Below are 1,518 nucleotides of genomic sequence, written 5' to 3' on the forward strand. Positions count from 1 at the left end.
GGTTCGGCTGGTCGAGCAGGGGTGCCAGGTGGGCGCGTAGGTCGGTGTTGGTGAACCCGCGGGGTAGCAGGCGGAAGACGGTCAGGGCGGACAGCAGTGCCTGGGTGCGGGGTTGGTCGAACCGCAGGCCGGGGATGTGCTGGCTGCCGACGGTGACGGCAGCGGTTATCGCGGTGAAGGTATTGTCGCCGAGGATCGGGTCGTGGCTGAGGTGTTGGGCGCGCAGCAGGCGCCGGTTGGCGGTGAAGCCGACCTCCCGCAGGGCGGGCAGGTTGATCAGCCGTTTACCGATGGCGAAGTCGCGGGTGTCGTTGATGGTGGTCTCGGTGCGTAATGCCCGGCCTTCCTTGTGGTACTGCTTGATCTTCGACTGTTTGTAGTCGATGTGCAGGCTCGGGGTGACGCCGTCGGTGATCACCCGGGTGCGGAACCGGCCCGGTGTGGCCCGTGGGCCTTTGGTGTGGATGCGCCGGTTGAAGACCAGGCCGACCCGGTCGGGCCGGCCCAGGTCGAGGTTCTCCCGGATCACCTCGTCGAAGAACACCCGGCCGGACAGCGGACGGTCCAGCATCTGGGTCAGGGAGAACTCCGCTTGCAGGATCGAGATGTCGTAGCGGAAGCCGGCGGCCCGGTCGGCGGGGGTGAACGGGTGCGGCAGGATGGCCAGCCATTTACGTAACAGCGCATCGATGTGCTCGGCGCTCAGCTGGTCGCAGATGGTCTGCACCGCGGCGATGTCATCGATGGCGGCGAACCCGTTGTCCAGCGCGGTGAACCCGATGCCGGCCTTGGCTGTCTGCCGTTTGGCCCACTCGTGGCCGTTGATGCACAACTTGGCGGTGTAAGGGAAGTACGTGCAGAACTTGATGAAGAACGGCCCGAAGTCGTCGTCGACGCAGTAGACGTAGAGGTGGTTGACCACGCCGGTGGACCGCACGATCCACGGGTAACTCTTCCCGGTGACCGGGTTGCGGCGCCGTTCGGTGCGGAACACCGCGGTCTTCTCCTGCGCCCGGCCCACGAACAGCACTCCCTCGGGCTGCTCGAACCGGGCCAGGTACTCATGCGCGAGGTCGTCCTTGCGCTGGCCCTTGGCGAACTCCACCCGCGGGATGTCGTGTTGCGTGCAGAACCGGTCGATGGCCGCGACGAAACCCTTGGACATCGGGTCCATCAGGGCTGAAGAGGCGAACGGGTGCCCGCGGTGCCCGACGAAGAACACCGCCGCCCCGGCCGGATGCTGCAATCGAGGCTGATACACGTTGAGATACATCCGGTCGATGCACTCCACCTCGAAGCTCACGTGCTCGGACAACACCTCAGCAACGGTGCGCGGTAACGTCATCGGAAGGCTCCGGTCGGACGGGGGCCAGCAGGCCAACCAACCGCCACGGGCGGTTCAAACACCGTGACCGGCACGCCGGACACGGGTCTAGATCCCGCCGACCGGAGTCCCTCAAACGAGCGACCGCCTCAACCACCAACATGCCTCGTCGGGCTGGGGCGAAGCCCCGTTAG

General features: G+C 66.2%; 1 protein-coding gene. It reads right to left on the bottom strand.

Annotated elements, in window-relative coordinates; genetic code table 11:
- Nucleotides 1-1,345, bottom strand: a 1,345-nt coding sequence (locus IH26_RS0152400) for a hypothetical protein (RefSeq protein ID WP_030443795.1), incomplete at its 3' end; no start/stop codon positions are given.
- Between the last annotated feature and the right edge of the window lie 173 nt (nt 1,346-1,518).

Source organism: Actinoplanes subtropicus (genome assembly GCF_000721705.1).
GTDB lineage: Bacteria > Actinomycetota > Actinomycetes > Mycobacteriales > Micromonosporaceae > Actinoplanes > Actinoplanes subtropicus.